This window comes from Schaedlerella sp. (assembly GCF_056796775.1).
Genome location: NZ_JBQIKP010000013.1, coordinates 1 through 20,358 on the forward strand (window position 1 = coordinate 1; position 20,358 = coordinate 20,358).

The window sequence follows — 20,358 nt, forward strand, 5'->3', positions numbered from 1 at the left end:
GTCTTGGGCGTTAATTATGTAAAGAGAACAAAGCTGGATATAGCTGAAATAGAAGGGTTGATTCAATTTCTTCCCATAATAATCAGCTTGTCATAATGGATATGAGGGTTCCATTCAAGGGGGCGTCCAAAGGTATGAAGAACACAGACAAAACCAGGGACGAAATTTTTACGTTTGTTTAATTTGTGAAAGAGTTCCATGATGACACTGCGGACAGAGCGAAAGAGGCAGTCCAACAGGGAACGGTCTTCGAGAAAAAAAGGACGGAGTTTTTCGTCAATCGTAAAAACGAGATGGCGATGGGGCCCGTGGAGCAATTTAAACGACATTTTAGTGGAACGGTCAATGCAATATTTATTGCCGCAGGTGGGGCAAAACTTGGAATGGCATCGGAAAGGGACAAATTTAAAATTACCACAATGAGGGCATCCATACATGGCACCGCCATAGGAAGGATCCCCACAATTAATCATCTTTTCGATATTTTCCATCACAACAGGACGAGGATGAAGGATATATTGAATTTCTTCAAAATACTCTGTGAATATTTTCTTTAGTATGTTCATGAGACTATTATGAACTAGAATGGGAAAAAATGGAACCCCCTAATTCCCCTCATGAATGAGGGGCTAGGGGAGTTGATGTGCCGTAGGCACTTTCTTGCATTCCCAGGCGGTTCCGCGTATTAAGGCAATCATGGAGCAGATACAGGGATCCCGGATGGAAAGCATGGATGACTACTTTTCCAATGCAGACCGCACAGAAGTCGGAAAGATGGTGCAGGAGTACGAGAAAAACTATGAGAGGGCCAGAGGTCAGGATCCATGTATCGGGTCAGGGGCAGTTTTGGATGCTTCCATGCAAAATAAAACGCCTTCCGATCAGATCAAAGGTATCCGGAGGGTTCAGAAGGAGTACACCAAAAATCCGGATGTCAACGGGATCACCGTTGTGCGTAAGCTAGTGATGGAGGAAACCGAGAAAGGGATCAAGACCAGGATCCCCTATCGGCAGAATGAGTATCTCTGGCTGCCGAAATCCGAGATCACATGGATCAATAAAAACAAAACAGTCTATGCGGGGCTTGAGAAAGAGAGGGAATACCAGATCGTAGACGCTGCAGACCGTCTGATCCGCAGCATGACCGGACAGCAGCTGTATCAGCAGAGTTATGATCCGGTGAACCGAAATGTGGAAGGGAGGGAGCAGGAGCGGATCAGAAGGAGGCAGAAGCAGGAACAGCAAAAAACACAGCAAGCGGAAATCGGACAAGATCTGACACAGCGGAAAGTAAAGCAAACGAAAATCGAACAGAACCTGGAGCAGAGAAAAGCACAGCAGATTGAAATCAGACAGGACGGACAGCAGATAAAAATTCCGCAGAAAAATCGAAACAATAGCAATGGGCATACAGTTAAAGTAACGCCGGGAAGGAGGGCAAGGTAGGGGATGCGGTATCAGAAAAAAGGAGGTCCTTTCTGGATTGCGGCAGTCGGGGCTGTGGGTGCCGCATATGCAGGGTATCTCCTGAACGCCTGCTTTCAGCCAAGGACAGATATTTATGATTTTATGGACCGGTTCCGCAGGGTTACGGAAAATCTGACAGCCAATTATTGGGATGAAAACTCTGTGAAGGCAATCCTGATATCACTGCTTGTCTATATGGCCGCAGTGCTGCTCCACATGACCGGCCGGAAAAAGTATATGCCGGGAAAAGAATTCGGTACCGCAGTCTTTGCGGATCCGAGGCGGATATCGAAAAAGTACGCAGATCCGGATGACCGGAATAACCGGATCCTTTCGCAGAATGTGAGGATGTCCATGGACACAAGGAAAACCAGGCTGAACCTGAATTACCTGGTCATCGGGGGAAGCGGCGCGGGCAAGACACTTTTCCTGGTGAAGCCAAACTTGATGCAGCTTACAAGCTCCTTTATCACAACCGATCCTAAGGGCGAGATCGCCCGGTGCTGTGCAGGCTTCCTGGCCCGGCACGGATACCGGGTGCGGATCCTGAACTTGGTGGAGATGGAACGTTCCAACGGATACAACCCGTTTGAGTATATCCGGTCGGAAATTGATATCGTAAAGCTGGTCACAAACCTGATCACCAACACGACACCAAAAAACGCTTCCAGCAGCGATCCCTTCTGGGAGCGTGCGGAATCTTTATACCTACAGGCAATCTTCCTCTATGTGTGGATGGAGTGCGGACCAGGACAGCGGAATTTCCGTATGGTACTGAAACTGATCAATGAAGCGGAAGTACACGGGGACGGTTCCCCGTCGGAGCTGGACAAGCGGTTTCGGAAGCTGGAGCGGGAAAAGGGAAGCTCCCACCCGGCTGTGATCCAGTACCACAAAGTCGTGCGGGGGGCAGGGGATACGGTCAGGAGCATTATTATCAGCGCCAACGCGCGCCTGGGAATCCTGGAAAATCCACAGATCCTGCGGATTCTGGATCAGGATGAAATGGCGGTCCCGGAGATCGGCATCGGTGTCGATGGGGATAAAACAAAAAAGACCGCGCTGTTCTGTATCATCCCGGATTCGGACAAAAGCTATAACTTCCTTGTAGGCATGCTCTATTCCCAGATTTTTCAGGAACTGTATTATCAGGCGGACTTCCATTTCAATGGGAGGCTGCCCATACACGTTACGTTTATGATGGACGAGTTCTGCAACGTGGCACTGCCGGAAGACTTTTGCTCTTTGCTCAGCACCATGCGGTCCCGGGAAATTTCCTGCATCATTATCATACAGAACCTGGCGCAGATCAAAGCATTGTTTAAAGACACCTGGGAGACGATCCCGGGCAACACGGATACCCTGATCTATCTGGGCGGCAATGAATCCACGTCCCACAAGTACATCAGTGAAAGCCTTGGAAAAGGCACGATCGACAAGAAAACCAGCGGGGAGACCCGGGGGAGGAACGGGAGCAGCTCCCGGAATTATGATGTCCTGGGGAGGGAACTGCTGACTTCGGATGAAGTCCGCAAGCTCCCTAATGACCAGTGTATTATTCTGATCCGTGGCTGTGACCCGATCATAGATAAAAAATATAATACATTTAAGCATCCGCTGTTCCAGGAAAGTGAGGATGGAGGCGTGCCGCCTTATGTACATGAGATCAAGGCGGCAGGAACCCAGGAAAATGTGAAGCTGCTGAATCCGGAATCCATGCAGTATTACAAAAAGAAGCAGCAGGATGGGGAGCCGGTACGGATCCTGGACGTCACCCAGGAAGAGGTGTTCACGTCAGACCCTGTGTCGAAAAAGATTTTTACGGAGAAAGAACTGGAAGAAAACAGGAAAGAAGACAGCCGCCCAGTAAAAAGGGACAGGAAAAAGAAAGAAGAAGGAGTGATGTTTGAAATGCTGACCGCAAACCCGTACAGTGAGGGACAGCTTGAAGAGATCCGGGCATGTATTGCCAGCGGGATCCCTTACGGGGAGATTGTAAAAATAGCGGATGTCCATAACACGGCAGAGCAGATACGTGAATCCAGGGAGAACTACATAAAGAAGTCAGAGACTGTTAAGAGCAGCGGACAGTCTGTATAGCAGACGGAACAGCAGACTGTTGAATACCGTCATATAGCGGAAACTCTGCAGGCGGCAGGATGCCCGTATGGCGGTGGCAATAAAAAATACCAACGGTACGGTTGGAAAAAATATAGGAAGGAAAAGATAGATATGAGAAAGATGTCTTATAAACAGAAAATAAAAAAAGCAGCTGCAGAGGTAATAGCAGGTACGATGGCAGTGGTCCTGTATGTTTCACAGGGTGTCCAGGCAACCGGGGTGGATTCAGTCACACAGCCGCTGACCAACCTGAAAACACTGGTGATCAGTATCATCGGCGCGGTGGGCGTGATCATCCTTGCAAAAAATGTCATGGAGTTTGCCCAGGCATACCAGCAGCAGGACAGTTCGTCGATGAACAGTGCCATCAAAGGGATCGTCGCCGGATTGATTATGGCAGGCATTTCTTCGGTGCTTTCTTTTCTGGGGATCGCCTGACCTTCAAGTGAAAAAGAGGGAATGTATGGCCTAGTATAACCCACGATAATTATCCACACCTTTCACTTGTCTAAATTTTCATCTGCTGCGTCGGCTTCAATCGATGATGCTACCGGCATCGCCTCATTCAGCCTTCTTGCATATGAAAATTTATCCTGCGTGTAAGGTAGCGGTAATTATCGTGAGTTATACTAGCAGACCTGTTTTGCAGAATGGAAAGGAAAGGAGAGGCCGGGAACCGCTGTAAGATTCCCGGCCAGGTGGAATAAGAATGTTTAAATTGGGAGAGGCGATACTTGCACTGCTGGAGATCGTATTCGGTTTCTGGAATTCCCAGGTATCGTTGGTATTTGAACTGCTGGGGCAGTCACCCGCCGGATTTAAGGGAGGCGGGCCATGGGGGATCGTGGAACGGGTGGAGCCGCTGTTTGTTGGGATCGGTTCTGCCCTGGTGGTCCTGTTCTTTGTCATAGGCTTCTGTGCGGAAAGCGTAGATATCCGGGAGGAGATCCGGTTTGAAGTCATTCTCAGGATGCTGGTCCGGTTAGCAGTAGCACAGTGGATGGTTTCCTATAACCTGACGGTTATGAAAGCGCTGTTTACATCCTGCGGAAACCTGGTCGTACTTTTGGGCGCGAATCAGACCGCGGAACTGTCCATAGACCCTGCCCAGGCTGATGTGATCAGGGATCTGGGCTTTGGCACCAGTATCGTGTTTTTGATCCTGGCGGTCTTTTTATCCCTGGTGGTCATAATCTGCGGATTTTTCCTGCTGTACAATGTATATTTCCGCTTTTTGAAGATCATGGTCATTGTACCATTCGGGGCGATCGCAGGCAGCACCCTGGCGGGAAACCGCGGAGTCAGCAATACCTTTGTGAGCTTCATGAAATATTTCATCAGCGTTGTCTTTGAAGCCGTTACCATGGCGCTGGCAATCCTGCTCTGTAATACGTTCATCAGTTCCGGGCTTCCGGCGTTTACGGGGGATTATGCGGACTGGGCGAAAACCCTGATCTATCTGGGGGAGATGACATTTACCGCCGCGCTGACCGTAGGGACGGTCAAAGGGGCGCAGAATCTTACTTCCCGGGCGTTGGGATTATGATGGGGAAAGAAATAAAAAAATAATGGAAGACTGTTCGTTGTATACGGCAGCTTCTTGTGGAAAGGTGTGAGTAAATGGAGATAGAACTGAGCGAAGACCTGCAGCATTATAAGGAAAGTTTCATCCTGGGGCTGACCGTAAAGCAGGCATTTTTCAGCATCCTGGCCCTGGGGACAGGCACGGCGGTCATGCTGTTACTGCATACCAGGATCGGCGTCACGCTGAGCTGCTACGTGGCAACGCCGTTTGTTGTGCCTTTGGCATTGACCGGATTTTATCATTACCATGGGCTTACTTTCTGGCAGTTTGCAGGGAAGATGGTTCATTTTGCTTTTTTCAACCGTCCGCTGCTCTATTGGTCAACAGAATCTATGGAGGAACTGGAGCAGATTGTTTCCGAAGAAAGGCAGGAGGAACAGAAGGGGCTGGGGAGAAAAGCAGGCACAGAAGAAAAGACTACGAAAGAGAGTAGAAAAATAAAGGAATACAAAAAAAAGAGCACAAACAGAGAAGCGGATCAAAGCAGGAAAAATAGAAATGGAGAAACGAAGCGAAATGAAGAAATGAATCAATCCAGAAAAATGAATTCAAAGATGGAGATTGGAAAAGAACCGAAACAGATAGAAAAAAACTCAAGGGCAGACGAGCTGGGAAAAAACAGGATGCGAAACAAAAGGAAGAGAAGGAGGAGTAAAAATATGGTAACAGTCGTGAAAAAAAGGAAGTCCGCAGGACTGATCGCAGTGATGGTGATCGGATGGATATTGACGCTAACGGCGTTTCTGGCGGCGGGGGCGGCGATGGCAGCCGTCTGGTACGGACAATTCAGATAGAGGGGAGGATATCATGTCGATTTTTTCAGACCGTTTTGAGCAGTTAAAGAGATCGGATAAGCCGGTCAAAGCACCAAAATATTTACAGGAGGTTATGGGATTCCAGCGTATTTCCAGGGAAGGGATCTTTGAAGTGGTGAAAGGCAGGTATTCCAGGACGTACCGCTTCCAGGATATCAACTATGTTACGGCAGGTACGGAGGACCAGATGGAGATTTTGAAGCAGTACTGCAAAACCGTCAATGCCATTGATGTTTCCTTTAAGATCACGGTCAATAACCGGAATAAAAATATGCAGGAGTTCCGGGAGAATGTGCTGTTCCAAAGAAAAGGGGATGGATTTGACTGGATCCGGGAAGCATATAACCGCATCACGGAGTCGCGGATCGTAGAAGGAAAGCAGGGGATCGAGCAGGAACGCTATCTGACCGTATGCGTGGAACGGAAAGGCTACGAACAGGCAAAAGCGTTTTTCGCGACCTTCGAAGCAACCTTGAAGCAGAATTTCGCCGAACTGGGTTCGACCATTGAGCCACTTGACGCAAAAGAGAGGCTGCGGATCTTATTCAACTTCTACCGTATGGGGGATGAAGAACAGTTCCGGTTCAATTTCCGGGCATGCATGAAGCGGGGCGGGGACGCGAAGAACAGTATCTCCGCTGGCTATATGAGATTTTATCCAAACTATTTTGAGACAGACCGGAAGAAATGCAGGGCATTATTTATCAAGAAATACCCGGCTTCCCTGCCGGATACCTTCATCAATGAGATCACCAACCTGCCGGTACACAGCATGATGACCATCGACATTATGCCGGTTCCAAAGGAATTGACGAACCGGGTGCTGCAGAAGAAATACCTTGGGATTGAAAATGATATCTTGAAGCAGCAGCGTGTCCGGAACAGGAACCATGATTTCTCCTCAGACATTTCCTATATCAAAAAGGTACAAAAGGAAAAGATCGAGGGCGTGATGGACGATGTGCGGGAAAATGACCAGAACCTGTTTTATGTAGGCGTGAATATGGTGGTCATGGCGGATACAAAGGAAGATCTGGACAGCATTACGGAGACCCTGCGGAATATGGGGAATGGCCGGATGTGCCAGATCGAACCCCACCACTACCAACAGATGGAGGCGCTGAACACGGTGCTTCCGGTGGGAAACCGGCAGGTCTCCACGCTTCGGACCATGCTGACCAGGGACATCGCGGCCCTGCTTCCGTTCAACGTGCAGGAACTGAATGAACAAGGTATCTGCTACGGGATCAACCAGGTGTCCCATAACCTCTGCATTGCAGACCGGAAGAACCTGGCCAATGGAAACGGCATGGTATTCGGGATTCCGGGAAGCGGAAAATCCTATTTCAGCAAGTCAGAAATGCTGCAGGTATTTTTGGGGACCGAGGATGATATCATTGTGATCGATCCTACACTGGAATATTTTGACATTGCGGAGGCGCTTGGGGAACAGGCTGCGATCGTCAACCTTTCGACTTACACGAAGAATTATATCAACCCTCTTGAAATGGATGTAGATTCTCTGGATTTAAACGATTCCAACGGGCAGATCCGGGATAAGGGAGAGTTCATGCTGGGACTGTGCGAGCAGTGTTACGGCGATTCCCTGAACAGCCGGCATAAATCCATCATCGACCGCTGTGTCCGGAAGCTGTATACCGACATCGCAAGGTCCAGGGAGAAGCACATCCCGACCATGACAAAATTTTACAGCCTTTTGATGGAGCAGCCGGAGCCGGAAGCAAAAGACATCGCCCTGGCATTGGAATTGTTTGTCAATGGCTCCCTCAATATATTCAACAATCACACCAATGTGAATGTGCAGGCGCGGTTTTTGGTGTATGGAACCCGGGATCTTGGGAAAGAGCTGGGGGCGATCTCCACACTTGTCATGCTGGAAAATATCAGCGCCAGGATCGCGGAAAACGCAAAGAAGGGAAAAGCCACCTGGCTGTTCATTGATGAGTTCCACACCGTATTGGATAAAGAATACAGCGCAAAATATCTGTATACCCTCTGGAAAAAAGTGCGGAAGCTGGGCGGGCTGTGCACGGGCATCACGCAGAATATCACCGACATGCTGCAGAATTATACGGCGGTCACAATGCTGGGCAACAGTGAGTTTATCGCATTGCTCAAGCAGGCGAATGTGGACAGCCAGGAGCTCTCCAGGGTGGCAGGCATCCCGGAGGCACAGCTGCGGTTTGTGAATAATTCCCCGTCCGGGACCGGGATCATCAAGCATGGGAGCGTATGCATTCCGTTTGATAACCGGATGGGGAAGGAAGAAAACCCGATCTATGCGTTGTTCAATACGAATCTGCATGAGAAAGCTGTAGTTCACGGTCCGACCGACTATGAACCATAACGGGAAATCCAGATAAAAATGTTACTCTTTGGGTCGGATGCTGTGTAGCAAGTGTCCGATACCGTGTTTACAGTAACATGAGAGAACCATATCGGATATTGGCAGTAAATATTTATGGCAATCCGGGGAATACCATGTTATAATTTAGAAAAAGAGGGCGGCTTCCAAAACACTGTGCAGATTGTTCAGGAAACGGTACATCCATATCACCAGAGGATATAGGCGCAGAGAGCCAGCTTTTTAAGCAATTCCTATTCCGCAGGATTACCGGGTCACCGTGTCTGCGGAAAAGTACCGTTCACTACACAGATGGAGGGATAGAAAACATGATTAATACCAAGCATAAGGACCGCCTGTTCTGCTTCCTATTTGGAAGGGAAGAAAATAAGAAATGGACACTGAGCCTGTACAATGCAGTGAACCGTTCCTCCCATACGGATCCGGACAGCATCCGGATCACAACGATGGAAGATGTCCTCTATATGGGAATGAAAAATGATGCTTCATTTATCATTACGGATATCATGAGTATTTATGAGCAGCAGGCAACATACAATCCCAATATGCCGGTCAGGGAACTGATGTATGCCGCAAAGCTGTATGATAAATATATCCATGAGAACAAGCTGAATATCTATGGCGATACCCTGGTTGCGCTGCCAATCCCAAAACTGGTTGTTTTCTATAACGGAAAGGACAACTATGGAGACCGGATCCTGGAATTAAAGGACGCGTTCCAGGCAGGAAGAGAAAAACAGGATCCTGAAACAGATGCCGGGGCAGAAGAAAGCAGCAAAGAAGGGATGGAACCGGATATTGCAGTCCGGGTACGGATGTTCAATATCAATTACGGGCAGAATAAAGAACTGCTGTCGGCCTGCAAACCGTTGGAGGAATATGCGTGGCTGATCCAGCAGATCCGGGAATACAGCAGACATATGAATATTGAGGAGGCTGTTGATAAGACGATCGATGAGCTTCCAAAGAATTTTGAGATCAGGCCATTTCTGGTCGGGCACAGGGCGGAGGTGAAATCCATGTGTATTACAGAGTATAATGAAGCGGAGACCATGCAGATGTTTAAGGAACAATACCTGGAAGAAGGCATTGGGATTGGCGAACAGAACAGGGCGAATAAGATGGCTGAACGCATGATCCGGGCGAACGAACCGGGAGATAAGATCGTATTATATACCGGCCTTGGAAAAGAGGATGTGGACAGACTGGCAGGAAACCTGAATACGATCCTCGTATGGAATACAGTTGTAAAATAACCTGCAGAGTATAAAATAGTCAATAAAGATGAATGGGAAGAGTGTTTAAACCGCTGTTGTGTTTAAGCACTCTTTTTGCGTTTCAAAGTGACTGGCAGCGCAGGCAGAAAGGGGAAGGAAAATGGAATCAAGTTTTTTGTCATTTCCGCAATCGGAACAAGTGGAAATATTCCGGAGTATATTGGAGCAGACCGGAAGGAGCAACCAGGCAGAGGATATCGGGCAGCTGATCCAATGTCTGCAGTCTATCCAGACGAACCTGGCAGACGCCATGGATGAGATCAGTTATCTGTTGGAGCAGATACAGACCGTGGAGGAGCCGGACATAAAAGCCAGGCTTGGCAGGATGCAGGAGGAGATCCAGAAAAACATGCATCAGTTTGGAAAGCAGGCCCAGGCGGCAGAGGCAGAAGTGATTGAAGGAATCCAAAATGCAATGCAGAACCTGAGAAAAAAAGGAGTGCAGGCACTTGACTGTGTTTTCAGTACGACACATGTATCCCAGGGGCTTGGCAGGGCGGAAGCGCTTCTGACACAGGCAGTATCAGGCCTGGAGAACAAGATGCAGGCCGTAGACTGTATGGCAGAGGAATTCCACGCCATGAAAGGCCATGCAAAAAACATCGGAAGGGCTGCTGTTGGAAAATCCGCGGAAGAGGTCCCCACAAGAAACAGAGATGCAGGGGCTATGGCAAAGATACGGGCGGGAATGGAATATTGTAAAAAGATACTTGCAGGGCTGGGACAAAAAGTATTGATGGCAAGGGCTCATGTGGAGCACCTGCACCAGACGGCCGAACTGCGGCCGGAAAATGTGGCTTCGGTGCAGGAAATCGCAAAGGAACTCCGTGATGCCCGGGACTTTGGCCCAGGCAGGCACCCGGAACTTCTACAGCTAAGGTGATAATGGAAAAAAGAAAGGAGGATGTAACGTATGGATCCAGAAAAAGAAATCTGTATGACTGCGGAACAGCTGAAACTTTTGCTGGAATATCTTCCGGACGGCGTCATGTTAGAAATTTCATGGGAGGGCACAGATGGAAGCGGGGCATGAATTGAAAATGGTCAGTGTGCGGCTTGTGGATGAGCCGCCGCTGCTTGGCAGTAAAAAGGTGAAGACCGTGCAGGATGCCGCGGAGGTGATGGCGAAGGAGCTGAGCGGCTGCGACAGGGAATTGTTCTGTATTCTGAACTTACGGACGAACGGGCAGGTGATCAATGCCAATATCGTGGCTATGGGAACCTTGAACTCGTCCCTGGTGTGCCCGCGTGAGATATTTAAATCTTCGATCCTTTCCAATGCCGCGCATGTGGTACTCCTGCATAACCATCCATCCGGAGATCCCGCGCCCAGCCAGGAAGATATAATTGTTACGAAAAAGCTGCAGCTCTGCGGGGACATGATCGGGATCCCTGTCGTGGACCATATCATCACAAATTGCTATGGACAGTATTTTAGCTTTCTTGAGCAGGGGCTTCTGGTAAAGGTGAATCAGATCTGGGAAGAGATGAAGGTGGCGGAAGATAAGATCCCTTATTCTTTCAGTGAGGGTGCGAAGAGATGAAACAGATATAATTACAGAAAAATAGGGAAAGGAGGCGGAGTTCCGGCCGGGTAAAAGATATCTTCCCTCCTTTTTGCGGTTGGATTTAGAGAGGAAAGCAATAGAACGGATCAGAAATGCCAGTGAGATGGCACTTTTACATTACGGGAAGCCGCTGGTTGTAATGGACAGCGGAGGAAAGGACAGTGCGGTATGCCGGGAGCTCGTAAGGCGTTCCGGCGTACCCCATGAGATCATGCATAACCTGACTACGGCAGATGCGCCCCAGACGGTCTACTATATCCGGGAGCAGTTCATCAGGGCAGGGGAAACCGGCATCCCATGCGCGGTCAATCTCCCATACTACAGGGGGCAGCGTACCACCATGTGGCGCCTGATCCCTGCAAAGAAGATCCCGCCGACCCGGATCGCGCGCTACTGCTGTGAAGTCCTGAAAGAAGGAAACGGGAATGGCAGGTTTATCGTGACCGGAGTACGGTGGGCGGAAAGCTACAGGAGGAAGCAGCGGGGAATCTATGAATCGTTTGCAAAGACAAAAAAGAATAAGATCATCCTGAATAATGACAATGATGACCGGAGGAGGTTGTTTGAATCCTGCAGGCTTAAGGGCAAACATGTCTGCAATCCCATCATAGACTGGACGGACCGGGACATATGGGAATATATCCGGGCGGAAAAAATCCCGGTCAACCCATTGTACGATATGGGGTTCTTCCGTGTGGGATGTATCGGGTGCCCCATGGCCGGGAAACAGAGATATCGGGAGTTTGCACTGTTTCCCACATATAAAAGGGCCTATATCCGGGCGTTCGAACAAATGCTGCTGATACGGAGGCAGGAGGGAAAAGATGACAGATTTGGAAGATGGAAAGACGCGCAGGGCGTATTCCGATGGTGGATGGAAGAGGATCCGGTGCCCGGACAGTATGAACTGCTGTGGGATGAGGAAACGGAGGAACTGTATTACTGAAATGCCGCGGTTCCGTTCTGGAGGCTGATCCTGCGCATGTGGGTGAAAGGAAACAGAAGCATGGTACGAAATGGCAGAGGGAGGTGGTAATGATCAGGGAAAGATACAAAATATCCTATGGATTACAGTATGACGCATGGGAACTGGAACTGCGGCTTCCGGACTGGGAGGAATACGGGACGGAGCGCGAAGCCAGAAAAAAGATTGGAGACCGGACGGTATCCGCGCTGTTGACTGCGGATGCCATTTTTTTATTCTGCGGCGGGATGGAAATGCGGATTTCTCCGGAACAGCAGGAGATCTACCGGTTTTCGTTCATAAAGGAGGAGACTTATGAACGATTCGGACCGCCCCTGTCCCCGGAGGACCTGGACAGGCTCATTGAAAAGGATATGCTGGAGGAGGTGGCATTCAGCAGCAGATATATGCTGACAGAAGATGATTACGCAGAGTTTTCCGGGAACCTGTCGGATGCGTTTATAGAGCTGGAAAGATCAAGGGAACCGGAAATCTGGGAAAACAGTGGGAGAGGGAACCTGGCCGGATACTGGTTTGAGAGTGTCTGGTATCAGGCAGACCGTATCCGGTGAAGGGAGTCAGATTATGGGGATTTTAAACGTAAAAGAAAAAGAGCCGGAACTGAAATTGAAAAAGGAGCCGGAGATTGCCGTACATAAAGGAAATCTGACCGTAAAGAAAAAAGAGCAGCAGATTATATGCCGGAAAGAGGCAGGTTTTACGATTCTTGGAAAAAAATACGAAGAGGAGTCTGAAAATGAGAAAAGCCAGGAAACAGCTCAGGGAAAAAATTTATATGGAGACACCGAAAAACGTCCGTATGGTATTCTGGCCAGTGTGCCCGCAAATGGGAAATATACACATAAAAAAGACGGCAGGATCAAAGAGAGCGGAATCCCAAAGAAGAAAACGGAACATACCGGGAACGATCAAAGCGGTTTCAATCCGCGGATAAGGGAGAGCCAAAACAATTCCAATCTGCGGACAGGGGGAAACCAAAACAGAAATATGATGACCAACACGCAGGCTGAGGCAGACTACCGCAGGAAGCTAAAAATCAGGGAGTTTTCTGAGAATTTAAAAATACGTTCTGTAGGGGCAGAGCCGGGAATCCGTGTGAACCATCCCAAGGGCCTGCCTGCCGCTGTCGGGAAAGAAGGCGGGGAGCCGGTAAGGAGAAATAATCTGGGGATGGACAGAACGGTACAGCCAGGCGGAACCTCTGCGGACAGATCAGGCCAGGCACAAACCGGAGAGAGACCGAAGCTTACGGGAAAAAAGCAGAAAGGGGCAGAAAAGAAAAAAGCAGCAGACAAGTTTCTGCGAAAGGAGGGAAAGAAAAAGAGGAATGTCTTTCGGCAGAAAGGCGAGAACCGTGCCATCCGTCAGAGAAAGCTCCGGTTCATGCTGAATCAACTGTCCGGTTCAGAAGAACAGGACAGCCTGGGTCAGACCGTAAAGGATATCATAAGGATGAAAGCCTCCGCCCTGCTGGTAAAGACAGCGCAAAATCTGGGAGTGCTTCTGGCACCGCTGTCAGGGATGGTATTCCTGGCGGCGCTTCCAGTGGTATTGATCGTAGTACTCCTGTATGGTTCCCCGATTGCGGCGTTCATGGAAAACCCGTCTGCCGATACCCCTTCCATACAGGAGGTATTGGGAGGATATTACATGGAATTCAACCAAACGGTTTCCGCCAATGCCGGGAAAGACGGCGCGGTTTCCTATCTGCATGAAAAAGACGGAAATTATGTCAGCAACTACATGGATACCCTGATGGTCTATATGGTCCAATACGGGACCGGAGACCTGGGGGTCATCATGGATGAAAAGCACAAACGGCTCCTGAAAAAAGTATTTGACGAGATGAACCGTTTTGAGGACCAGACTGTGACAACTACGGTTCAGGCCGGACAATCCCTGGGAAATGTAGTCACAAGCGCCTACTGTGCCTGCAGCATCTGCTGCGGCCAGTGGGCAGGCGATCCGACGGCTTCCGGCGCATTGCCGAAAGCAGACCATACCATTGCCGTAGACGCCGCAGATCCATTTGTACCGATGGGAACCCGGATCATCATGGGCGGCAAGGAATATGTGGTAGAAGATACCGGAGCCTTTGCCAGATATGGGGTGCAGTTTGATATTTATTTTGACAGCCATGAGACGGCATCCCGTTGGGGACATGTGACCATGGAGGCATTTCTGGCAGAGGGAAATGAAAATACGGTATCGGTCACTAAAAAGGGCAGTTATGTAAGGAACCTGAATTTTGAGGATTATATTGCCCTGGGAAAATTGAACCGGGATCAGGAAGAACTTTTGCGGGAGGTTATGAGTGCAGACTTTCGAAGCGAGATCCCGTCCTCCGGTGCAGGAAGCGACGTGGCAAACCTTGCGCTTACCAAAGTAGGATGCCAGTACAGCCAGGAGCGAAGATATGAGGAAGGGTATTATGACTGCAGTTCCCTGGTTCAGAGATGCTACGCACAGTTCGGGATCAGTCTGCCTGCGATTGCGTCAACACAGGGGCAGTATATGGTAGAGCATGGGCTGGGAGTGACCGAAGATATGCTGGAACCTGGGGATGTGATCTTCTATTCCTACGAAAACAACGGGCAGTTCCGGAACATTTCCCATGTGGCGATCTATATCGGGAACGGCAGGATGGTCCATGCGTCAAGCCCGGAGCGGGGCGTAGTAAATGATCCGTTCAGCCCGTCAAATGTCGGCTTATATGGAAGGCCGGGAAGAGGAAGGCAATAGAAATAATCTATAAAACGGATTGGCTGCATTGGAGAAAAATATGAAAAAAATTGATTACAGAGCGGAACTAAAAGAAGAGTATGCTCGTTGGAAACGCTTATTTTGTCAGGGTGGGCAGGATCCATTCTGGCCGGACGGCGTGAACCTGAACCTTATCAGGAACCATATCACTGCCTGCAGGGCAGCACTGGAGCAGGAGGACAAAACGGTGCCGGAAGAATACGGCTGGCTCCTGCCGCCGGAAGTTCCTCCGGATTATATGGCAAGAGGAAAAGAAATCTGGTACCGGGGAATGGAAAGCTATAAAAAATACACAGCGGATGAAAACTATCAATATTTGAAAGAAGTGTCAGATACTCTTCCGGAAAAGGTGAAAAAAGAGAGCAGTATTGAAAATGTGTTAGGATAGAAGAACCAGGACAGAGTAAAGAAAACGGCATCTGCCGCGCTGGTATTGGCATTTCTGGCATGGGTACTGGTTGTTATGCTGGAACTAACTGTGATGAAACCCTATTTCAGATGGCAGTCCGGCGGAGCCGAAACCATTATGGGATATGGAATCCCATACCTGCGAATCTGTATGCTGGGCTCCCTGGGTATGATGGGACAATGGGTGTTTGACCGTTTTGTGATGGCAAGCGGAAAATCTTCGCTGTTTTTATTTACGCTTTCTGCCGCTTCCATCACCAATTTGGTGTTAGACCCAATCCTTATTTTCGGATACTTTGGACTTCCGGCTATGGGGACGGCAGGAGCGGCTCTGGCTACCGTAATCGGCCAGTGGATTGGCTGTTTCGCCGGGTATTTTATTAACTGCAGATGGAATCGGGAAATTCCAATCCGTTTTACTATAAAGGCAGATACAGGGTGTATGGCGGCAATCTTAAAAGTTGGGATACCAAGTACATTTGTGCAGGTGATTACTTCTGTGCTGGCAATTTATGTGAATTCAGTCCTCATGGCCATTACACCCACGGCGGTTGCCGTCTATGGAGCCTGCGTAAAAATACAGGGGCTTGTGACTGTCGGGGTGAATGGGATGGGAAGCGGGCTGATCCCCATTGTGGCGTACAATTATGGAGCGAAAAAACCGGAAAGGATATATCAGAGCTGCCGGTGGGCGATGCTGTATTCCGTTATGCTTTACAGTGTATTTTTTCTCATTATGGAAATCGTGCCGGAACAGGTACTTTTGTTGTTTGATGCTTCGAAAGAAATGCTTGCGATAGGCGTGACGGCTCTGCGGATCATGGCGGTAAGCTATCTTCTCTCCAATGTATGCCTTACCTTTTCATCCGCTTTTCAAGGATTGGGAATGGGAGTCCAGAGTATGCTGCTTACTTTGAGCAGGCAGGTGGTCATGCCAGTGCTTTTGATTACAGCTGTTTCCTGGTTTGGTGAGTTGTCATTGATCTGGTGGGCGTTCGTGCTGGCAGAAGCGCTGGTGATTCCTGTAGGAATGATTCTCTGGAAAAAAGAATCAGGGAAGAGTTTAGGAGCATTGACAGTAATGTGCAGTGAATGACAAGAGGTGAATATGTTTTTTAAGGGTATTCTGATTGGGCTGATCTTCGGTGTGCCGGTAGGGGCTGTGGGAGCAATGACAGTACAGAGAACATGGGAGCATGGAATAAAGGCAGGGCTTCTCACAGGAATGGGTTCTTCCATAGCGGACTGCATCTATGCGGCAATTGGAGCTTTTGGCCTGACCATAATTTCAGATTTTCTTCTGCAATACCAGGGGGCTATTCATCTGGTGGGAGGAACCATTGTCCTGTTTATGGGAATCCGGCTGCTATTCCGAAAAGGAGAGGCAGCGGAAGTCCCGGAAGTGTCGGGAAAGGTGAGGATGTTTCTTTCTTCTTTTGCAGTAGGGATTACGAATCCGGCGGCAATCCTGACCTTTATGTTTGCTTTTTCCTGGTTTGGTATTGCAGGAGATAACACAAAAGCGGGTGGACAGCTTCCGGAAGATGAACCGGATTTTCGGAGTAGTATTGAGCTTGTTTGGAATCCTTGTTTTTATAAGGGCAATCCCGATATGAAATTATGTGAAAAAGTTAAAAAAGGAGCAGGTAAACGATGAGAAAATTTTATACAGTTTTGTATCTGGCTATCATCCTGTCTTGTATGGCAGCCTGTGGAAAGAATGATACACAGGCTCAGACACCCGGCCGTCAGGCAGAGCCTTCCACGATAGAAAATTCCTCACAATCTGATAGTTTGAGCGGCTCGGAGAATGTAGATGAATCCTCTGCGGCTATGGATTCCACGGAAACTGCGGATGAAACAATGCCAGAGAGTACCGTAGTGGATGGATCTGAAAACATGGCAGAACTGGTGGAGGATGCAAATGAAGCTGAATCTGTAAATGAATCTGAATCTGTGCAGGAAACCGAGAGAAATGAAATGGATACGACAGAAACAAATATTCAGAATAATATGGAGGAAAATAAAGTGGTAAATATGAATGTGCAGGTTGGTGATATGGTATTTTCAGCGACACTGGAAGAGAATGAAGCCGTGTCTGCTCTGGTGGAAATGATGCGGGAGAGTCCTGTGGTGATCCAGATGAGTGACTATTCCGGCTTTGAAAAGGTAGGTTCTCTGGGAATAAGGCTTCCGGCCAGCAACAGCCAGACCACGACACAGGCCGGGGATATCGTCTTATACAATGGGAACCAGATTGTTATTTTCTATGGTTCCAATTCCTGGAGCTACACGAGATTGGGGCATATTGATGATCTGACCGGCTGGGAAGATGCGCTTGGAAGTGGAGATGTGACGGTGATTTTTTCGCTGGAATAGGAATTTGAGAGAATATATGGGCTGGTTTTTGCTGAAAGGAAGTCAAACCAATCTGTGGAAATAAAACAAGGCTACAGATACGATTTTCTTTGTTGTAAATAAGATCATATTTCCGGAGGTGAGGTAAAGAAGGAAGAGAAAACTTGCATTTGATTTATACAGGATTTCTTTTTTGCGTTTATCAATTGAAGATAGGAGGAGAATAGATTATAATATAGGAATAACTAAATCAGTGAAAGTAGGAAAGGGAAAATGTCAAAGCATCAGGATGTTGTATGGAAGGAAATTTGGAAAACAGGAAAGGGAAAGATAGGACTTTTGATTGCGGCAGCAGGGCTTGCTATGATGGGATTCGGGATTTACCGGGGGGAAGCGGCGGCAGTGCTGGAAAAAGCGATTAACATATGTTTGGAGTGTATTGGAATTGGATAAGAACAAAAAGATGCATGGCAGAGGGAGGTCTAAAGGGCAGACAGCGGCCGGCATGTCCGGAGGATCTTCAGGAGTAAAGGAATGGAAAAGACACGGGATACAGGCAACCTGGGCACTGCTTACCAACAGCTATCTGCTGGGGTTTGCGCAGGGGAAGATTTATAAGGGGAAGCTGAAAAGCTTGTGTGTTCCTGGCTTGAATTGTTATTCCTGCCCAGGGGCTCTTGGGGCATGTCCGATCGGGGCTATGCAGGCTGTCATCGGGAGCTGGAATTTTAAATTGACGTTTTATGCGGCAGGATTTTTGATGTTTGTGGGCGCCCTGATCGGCAGGTTTGTGTGCGGATGGCTCTGTCCGTTCGGTTTGATCCAGGATCTGCTCCATAAGATTCCGTTTTCGAAAAAGATCACGGCTTTTCGCGGGGACAGGATATTGAGAAAATTAAAATACCTGATACTGATTGTATTTGTTATATTGCTGCCGATGTTTTTGGTGGATATCCTGGGTCAGGGAGCGCCCTATTTTTGTAAACTGATCTGTCCGGCAGGGACATTGGAGGGCGGGATTCCATTGGTTTTGCTGAACCAATCCCTGAGGAGCGCCCTTGGGTGGCTGTACGTGTGGAAGAACGTACTGCTGCTGATTACCATTGGTCTTTCAATCGTGATCTACCGGCCATTCTGCAAGTATATATGTCCGCTGGGGGCGGTCTATTCGGTATTTAATCCGATTTCCGTGTTCCGGTATCGGGTGGATCAGGAAAAATGTGTGAAGTGCGGAGCCTGTGCGCATTCCTGTAAAATGCAGGTAGATCCGGTAAAGAATCCCAACGATCCGGAATGTATCCGCTGCGGGGCATGTAAGAAGGTATGTCCGGTGAAGGCGATCCGGTGAATAAAAATGAAACAGTTCGGTCTGTATTCTTTACAAATTCCGATAAATGGTCTAAAATTAGAGATAGAAAGAATTGCCTGAAAGGAGCTAACGGAACTATGGAAGAAAAAAGAAAGGACAGACGCATGAGCCTGTCTGCAAAGCTGTTGATTAAAAATATGAATGATGATTCAGTGAAGGCAGAAGAAGTAGAGATTGAGGTGCTGGATGTATCCAAGACAGGTGTCGGATTCATCTGCAATACGCCGCTGTCTATCGGAGCCGTGTATGAGGCGCATCTGAGGATCTGGAACGACGAAACGATCCATGCGTTTTTGAAAGTAGTCCGGATTGAACAGACGAAGGAAGAGCGGTATATTTGCGGAACGATTTTCATGGGGCTGCCGGAAGTGAATGCCAAGCGGATTGAGATCTATGAGATGATCGACCGAATCAATGAAAAATAATTGCTCCGGGCATGCCTGATTTTGGTACTGCCTGTGAGAAATAGCGGCAGATGTTCTTTACAGGGCAGTGCAGGAACTGCGGAGGCCTGAACGGAGAACAGAAATATAGAATAAGGACTGCTGGAAAATGAGATTTCCATACGATGTATAGCTGCGATTTGTTAGAAATTGTGGCATAGATTGGGGAAATACAGCGTTTTCCGGCAGTTTTTTATTGCAAACTTTTTCGGATTTTCCTTTAGAACAAAAACCTTTCTAATTGTACGGTTGTACAGTTAGAAACCTTTCAGGAGGATGCGCACTGCGGCGGTTTGCAGTCGTGCAACTGAAAAAAATAAAAAAATAGAAAACAAATGTTAATAATAAACGGATGTTATCCGATATATAGGTATGATCGTTAAATTTTTGAGCAAAGGAGATGCTTTATGGGAAGTGAAGATGCAACGCCAAGTGAGAGTGAATGGCTGATCATGGAAGTGCTTTGGGAGAGTGATACACCTATGACTTCATCGGCAGTGATCCGAAGGCTGGAAGGGAAGCTGGATATGACACCGAAAATGATCCGTGTGCTGATGAACCGGCTGTGTCAGAAAGGGATCCTGAGCCATCGGGTGGATGAGAAGGATTCCAGGGTCTACCACTATTCGGTATTGAAATCAAAGGAGGAATGTCTAAGAAGCAAGAGCAGGAAATTTGCGGACAGTTATTTTTCAGGGAATCAGAGCAGCGCGCTTGCGTCACTGATCCAAAGTATCGCGCTGACAGACGAACAGATCCATGAGCTGGAGGAAATTTTGGAGAAGAGTAAGGGGAAAGGAAAGAAATGAGCGG

Annotated in this window: 20 protein-coding genes and 2 pseudogenes; 21 read left to right on the forward strand and 1 reads right to left on the reverse strand. The window is 48.3% G+C overall.

All coding sequences use genetic code 11. From position 1 onward, the window contains the following. Positions 1-95: 95 nt before the first annotated feature. Positions 96-566: pseudogene (locus ACTOY7_RS08190) on the reverse strand (IS91 family transposase); the annotation flags it as partial. A 163-nt stretch (positions 567-729) separates the two neighbouring features. Between ACTOY7_RS08190 and ACTOY7_RS08195 the strand changes: the two are divergent. From ACTOY7_RS08195 to ACTOY7_RS08295, 21 genes and pseudogenes are all read left to right on the forward strand, one after another. Beyond that, entirely contained in the window at positions 730-1,446 is a 717-nt protein-coding gene (locus ACTOY7_RS08195) for a hypothetical protein (protein WP_482671951.1), read from the forward strand. 3 nt (positions 1,447-1,449) lie between these two features. After that, on the forward strand, positions 1,450-3,567 hold the full coding sequence (locus tag ACTOY7_RS08200) for a VirD4-like conjugal transfer protein, CD1115 family (protein WP_482671950.1): 2,118 nt from the start codon (positions 1,450-1,452) through the stop codon (positions 3,565-3,567). A gap of 132 nt (positions 3,568-3,699) precedes the next feature. Then, positions 3,700-4,026, forward strand: coding sequence for a hypothetical protein (locus ACTOY7_RS08205; RefSeq protein ID WP_160282831.1), 327 nt, complete (start codon positions 3,700-3,702; stop codon positions 4,024-4,026). A gap of 271 nt (positions 4,027-4,297) precedes the next feature. Beyond that, entirely contained in the window at positions 4,298-5,134 is an 837-nt protein-coding gene (locus ACTOY7_RS08210; protein ID WP_482671897.1) for a hypothetical protein, read from the forward strand. A 74-nt stretch (positions 5,135-5,208) separates the two neighbouring features. Then, positions 5,209-5,967 carry a PrgI family protein gene (locus tag ACTOY7_RS08215; protein WP_482671896.1) on the forward strand — a complete coding sequence of 253 codons (759 nt, stop codon included), beginning with the start codon at positions 5,209-5,211 and terminating at the stop codon, positions 5,965-5,967. 13 nt (positions 5,968-5,980) lie between these two features. Then, the gene (locus ACTOY7_RS08220) at positions 5,981-8,356 is read left to right on the forward strand and encodes a VirB4-like conjugal transfer ATPase, CD1110 family (RefSeq protein WP_482672130.1); all 2,376 of its coding nucleotides are present in this window, start codon (positions 5,981-5,983) and stop codon (positions 8,354-8,356) included. A gap of 326 nt (positions 8,357-8,682) precedes the next feature. Further along, positions 8,683-9,630 (forward strand): hypothetical protein, encoded by a 948-nt coding sequence (locus ACTOY7_RS08225; RefSeq protein ID WP_160282828.1) that lies wholly within the window; start codon positions 8,683-8,685, stop codon positions 9,628-9,630. A gap of 121 nt (positions 9,631-9,751) precedes the next feature. Then, positions 9,752-10,534: a DUF6674 family protein gene (locus ACTOY7_RS08230; RefSeq protein WP_482672131.1), complete on the forward strand. Its 783-nt coding sequence runs from the start codon at positions 9,752-9,754 to the stop codon at positions 10,532-10,534. Positions 10,535-10,667: 133 nt separating this feature from the next. Continuing rightward, positions 10,668-11,195: a JAB domain-containing protein gene (locus tag ACTOY7_RS08235; RefSeq protein WP_160282826.1), complete on the forward strand. Its 528-nt coding sequence runs from the start codon at positions 10,668-10,670 to the stop codon at positions 11,193-11,195. A gap of 127 nt (positions 11,196-11,322) precedes the next feature. Continuing rightward, positions 11,323-12,165 carry a phosphoadenosine phosphosulfate reductase family protein gene (locus tag ACTOY7_RS08240; protein ID WP_160282825.1) on the forward strand — a complete coding sequence of 281 codons (843 nt, stop codon included), beginning with the start codon at positions 11,323-11,325 and terminating at the stop codon, positions 12,163-12,165. An 89-nt stretch (positions 12,166-12,254) separates the two neighbouring features. Further along, on the forward strand, positions 12,255-12,755 hold the full coding sequence (locus ACTOY7_RS08245) for a hypothetical protein (RefSeq protein WP_482672455.1): 501 nt from the start codon (positions 12,255-12,257) through the stop codon (positions 12,753-12,755). Positions 12,756-12,768: 13 nt separating this feature from the next. Further along, the gene (locus tag ACTOY7_RS08250; RefSeq protein WP_482671725.1) at positions 12,769-14,946 is read left to right on the forward strand and encodes a C40 family peptidase; all 2,178 of its coding nucleotides are present in this window, start codon (positions 12,769-12,771) and stop codon (positions 14,944-14,946) included. Between the two features lie 40 nt (positions 14,947-14,986). Further along, a complete protein-coding gene (locus ACTOY7_RS08255) occupies positions 14,987-15,355 on the forward strand; it encodes a hypothetical protein (RefSeq protein WP_482671724.1) in 369 nt (122 codons plus the stop codon). A 12-nt stretch (positions 15,356-15,367) separates the two neighbouring features. Beyond that, positions 15,368-15,643: pseudogene (locus tag ACTOY7_RS08260) on the forward strand (MATE family efflux transporter); the annotation flags it as partial. Then, positions 15,641-16,471, forward strand: coding sequence for an MATE family efflux transporter (locus ACTOY7_RS08265; RefSeq protein ID WP_482672134.1), 831 nt, complete (start codon positions 15,641-15,643; stop codon positions 16,469-16,471). The pseudogene ACTOY7_RS08260 and the gene ACTOY7_RS08265, both read left to right, overlap by 3 nt. A gap of 12 nt (positions 16,472-16,483) precedes the next feature. Further along, positions 16,484-17,032: a LysE family translocator gene (locus ACTOY7_RS08270; RefSeq protein ID WP_482671723.1), complete on the forward strand. Its 549-nt coding sequence runs from the start codon at positions 16,484-16,486 to the stop codon at positions 17,030-17,032. Continuing rightward, a complete protein-coding gene (locus ACTOY7_RS08275; RefSeq protein WP_482671722.1) occupies positions 17,029-17,754 on the forward strand; it encodes a cyclophilin-like fold protein in 726 nt (241 codons plus the stop codon). Before ACTOY7_RS08270 ends, ACTOY7_RS08275 begins: the two co-directional genes overlap by 4 nt. 252 nt (positions 17,755-18,006) lie before the next feature. Beyond that, positions 18,007-18,186 (forward strand): CD1871A family CXXC motif-containing protein, encoded by a 180-nt coding sequence (locus tag ACTOY7_RS08280; RefSeq protein ID WP_482671721.1) that lies wholly within the window; start codon positions 18,007-18,009, stop codon positions 18,184-18,186. 52 nt (positions 18,187-18,238) lie between these two features. Further along, positions 18,239-19,081 carry a 4Fe-4S binding protein gene (locus tag ACTOY7_RS08285; RefSeq protein ID WP_482671728.1) on the forward strand — a complete coding sequence of 281 codons (843 nt, stop codon included), beginning with the start codon at positions 18,239-18,241 and terminating at the stop codon, positions 19,079-19,081. 98 nt (positions 19,082-19,179) lie between these two features. Next, positions 19,180-19,527, forward strand: a complete 348-nt coding sequence (locus tag ACTOY7_RS08290) for a PilZ domain-containing protein (RefSeq protein WP_160282806.1) — start codon at positions 19,180-19,182, stop codon at positions 19,525-19,527. Between the two features lie 425 nt (positions 19,528-19,952). Further along, positions 19,953-20,354, forward strand: coding sequence for a BlaI/MecI/CopY family transcriptional regulator (locus ACTOY7_RS08295; protein ID WP_160282805.1), 402 nt, complete (start codon positions 19,953-19,955; stop codon positions 20,352-20,354). Positions 20,355-20,358 lie beyond the last annotated feature (4 nt).

Excerpts from the sequence above, each read along its gene's own strand:
- ACTOY7_RS08225 (WP_160282828.1), top strand. The coding sequence starts at position 8,683 with ATGATTAATACCAAGCATAAGGACCGCCTGTTCTGCTTCCTATTTGGA.
- ACTOY7_RS08230 (WP_482672131.1), top strand. The coding sequence starts at position 9,752 with ATGGAATCAAGTTTTTTGTCATTTCCGCAATCGGAACAAGTGGAAATA.
- ACTOY7_RS08270 (WP_482671723.1), top strand. The coding sequence starts at position 16,484 with ATGTTTTTTAAGGGTATTCTGATTGGGCTGATCTTCGGTGTGCCGGTA.
- ACTOY7_RS08220 (WP_482672130.1), top strand. The coding sequence starts at position 5,981 with ATGTCGATTTTTTCAGACCGTTTTGAGCAGTTAAAGAGATCGGATAAG.
- ACTOY7_RS08275 (WP_482671722.1), top strand. The coding sequence starts at position 17,029 with ATGAGAAAATTTTATACAGTTTTGTATCTGGCTATCATCCTGTCTTGT.
- ACTOY7_RS08285 (WP_482671728.1), top strand. The coding sequence starts at position 18,239 with ATGTCCGGAGGATCTTCAGGAGTAAAGGAATGGAAAAGACACGGGATA.
- ACTOY7_RS08250 (WP_482671725.1), top strand. The coding sequence starts at position 12,769 with ATGGGGATTTTAAACGTAAAAGAAAAAGAGCCGGAACTGAAATTGAAA.
- ACTOY7_RS08295 (WP_160282805.1), top strand. The coding sequence starts at position 19,953 with ATGGGAAGTGAAGATGCAACGCCAAGTGAGAGTGAATGGCTGATCATG.
- ACTOY7_RS08290 (WP_160282806.1), top strand. The coding sequence starts at position 19,180 with ATGGAAGAAAAAAGAAAGGACAGACGCATGAGCCTGTCTGCAAAGCTG.
- ACTOY7_RS08245 (WP_482672455.1), top strand. The coding sequence starts at position 12,255 with ATGATCAGGGAAAGATACAAAATATCCTATGGATTACAGTATGACGCA.
- ACTOY7_RS08210 (WP_482671897.1), top strand. The coding sequence starts at position 4,298 with ATGTTTAAATTGGGAGAGGCGATACTTGCACTGCTGGAGATCGTATTC.
- ACTOY7_RS08255 (WP_482671724.1), top strand. The coding sequence starts at position 14,987 with ATGAAAAAAATTGATTACAGAGCGGAACTAAAAGAAGAGTATGCTCGT.
- ACTOY7_RS08235 (WP_160282826.1), top strand. The coding sequence starts at position 10,668 with ATGGAAGCGGGGCATGAATTGAAAATGGTCAGTGTGCGGCTTGTGGAT.
- ACTOY7_RS08280 (WP_482671721.1), top strand. The coding sequence starts at position 18,007 with ATGTCAAAGCATCAGGATGTTGTATGGAAGGAAATTTGGAAAACAGGA.
- ACTOY7_RS08205 (WP_160282831.1), top strand. The coding sequence starts at position 3,700 with ATGAGAAAGATGTCTTATAAACAGAAAATAAAAAAAGCAGCTGCAGAG.
- ACTOY7_RS08195 (WP_482671951.1), top strand. The coding sequence starts at position 730 with ATGGATGACTACTTTTCCAATGCAGACCGCACAGAAGTCGGAAAGATG.
- ACTOY7_RS08200 (WP_482671950.1), top strand. The coding sequence starts at position 1,450 with ATGCGGTATCAGAAAAAAGGAGGTCCTTTCTGGATTGCGGCAGTCGGG.
- ACTOY7_RS08215 (WP_482671896.1), top strand. The coding sequence starts at position 5,209 with ATGGAGATAGAACTGAGCGAAGACCTGCAGCATTATAAGGAAAGTTTC.
- ACTOY7_RS08240 (WP_160282825.1), top strand. The coding sequence starts at position 11,323 with ATGGCACTTTTACATTACGGGAAGCCGCTGGTTGTAATGGACAGCGGA.